The sequence below is a fragment of the Streptomyces sp. NPDC055140 genome (assembly GCF_053607285.1).
The window spans coordinates 1-1,678 of the sequence record NZ_JBSGTG010000176.1; the positions used below are offsets into that span (position 1 = coordinate 1).

Genomic DNA, 1,678 nt, shown 5'->3' on the forward strand with positions numbered 1-1,678 from the left:
GGGGTGCGGGGCACACGGTCGAGCAGAATGGCGTTACTTGTTCGCCGCGAAACGCAGCAGGCTGCGCTCGTCTCCCTGCTTGACGGTGCCTCGCTCGTTGATGACTTCCAGCTTCCACGCGGTCCCGACGCGGAATGCCTTCGCGACGGCGATCGCGTTGCCGTTGCCGAGAAGCGAGGGCCAGATGTCGGCGACCTGCTGAGTGGCGCCGCCGGTGCTGTCGTAGACCTTGAAGGACACGTTCGCGGCCTTGTTCAAGTCGCTGCCCTTCTTGAAGGCGGCGCAGACGAACACGATGCTGGTGACGTTCGGCGGGATCGTGTCGAAGGTGACTTCGATCAGTTCGTCATCACCGTCTCCGCGTCCCGTCTGATTGTCTCCGGTGGAGGTGACGGCGCCGTTCCCGAGCGGGTTGGTCACGTCCAGGCCGGCGAAACGGACCGGGTCGTTGCCGTTCATGAGGATGGCGAACGCGTCCAGGTCGGTGCCGCGGGCCTTGCGCAGCGCGCCCAGGATGGCGCCGCTTCCCCCGGCAGTGGTGTCCCAGGAGGCGCCGATGCCCATCTTCGTCACGCCGTCGAGGTCGGCGGCGCCGTCCGCCTTGGTCAGGGTGACGATGCCGGGCGTGGCGGGAGTGGTCATGGTTGTGAACCTTTCCGGTGTAAGGGATGTGTTCCGAGCTGCAGGGCCTGGTCAGGCCGTGCTCAATCACCATGGCTGGGAGGAGAGTTAGCGGCGCAACCCCGATTGGGACACCATCAGCCGCTCGGGGGGATGGCCAGCTCGACCGTACGTAGGGGGTTCGGCGTTGGAGCCTGACTGTCTCGCTCCTCCCGCGTCCTGGCACGGCGATCAAGTGCTGCATCCCTCAGAGTGGAATCGGTTCCAGTGATGCCGATGCGTCGGCTGTTGGTCCGCTCTCAGGGCACGGCGAGCCTGCTGTGTTGCGGCGCTGGTTGCGGTCGGGCGGGGTTCTGTCCCGCAGGGTGGATTCGCGATCGGGGTAGGCGTCCCCCGCCTGCTGGAATTCGTTGCCGGGCTCGGCCCCGCCGCGCCCTGGACGTCCGCCGCGCTGGGCGGACTCCTGGGCGGAGCGACTGAAGCGACCGATGTAGCGGGTTGTCTCGGCGAGCGGCGGTGGGTCATCTCGGTCCGCACGCACGGAAGCGCCCCCTGGTGGTGCACCCGTGTCGGATGCACCTCCAGGGGGCGCCGGGCCGGCGAGGCCGACCGGTCTGGTCTCTAGGCGGAGAGGGCTTCGGCGTGGACTTCCTCCACGTGAAGGTGGTAGCGGGCCATTTGGGCGGGCTTGGTGTCCGGCTTGAGTTCGAGGAGGCCGCCGCAGGTGCAGGCGAGGGCACTTTCCGGTCCCTCAGGCGGCTCGAGGATCGGGCTGTGGCCGGGGTGGAAGTCGTTCTCCTGCGGGTTGGTCGGGGCTGCGGTCAAGGAGGTGGTCATCAGAGGGCTCGTTTCGTGGGTAGGCGGTGAGTAGCGGGGCGGAGTGGGGGTGCTAGGTGACCGTTGCGAGGTACTGGTCGGCTGCGGCCGGACCGAGGTGCCGGCGCAGGGCGTCGCCGCGGCGCCAGGTGACGGGCCCGTCGAGTGCGTCCAGCATGCGGGCTGCGGCGATGATGGCGTTCAGGGTGTAGTCCTGTTTGAAGCTGTGGCCGATGCGTCG

General features: G+C 68.1%; 2 protein-coding genes. Both read right to left on the minus strand.

The features are described from left to right. Positions 1-33 precede the first annotated feature (33 nt). Positions 34-618 (minus strand): TerD family protein, encoded by a 585-nt coding sequence (locus tag ACWFR4_RS48755; protein WP_453658419.1) that lies wholly within the window; start codon positions 616-618, stop codon positions 34-36. A 624-nt stretch (positions 619-1,242) separates the two neighbouring features. After that, positions 1,243-1,458 carry a hypothetical protein gene (locus tag ACWFR4_RS48760; RefSeq protein WP_453658417.1) on the minus strand — a complete coding sequence of 72 codons (216 nt, stop codon included), beginning with the start codon at positions 1,456-1,458 and terminating at the stop codon, positions 1,243-1,245. Positions 1,459-1,678: the final 220 nt, after the last annotated feature.

Excerpts from the sequence above, each read along its gene's own strand:
- ACWFR4_RS48760 (WP_453658417.1), bottom strand. The coding sequence starts at position 1,458 with ATGACCACCTCCTTGACCGCAGCCCCGACCAACCCGCAGGAGAACGAC.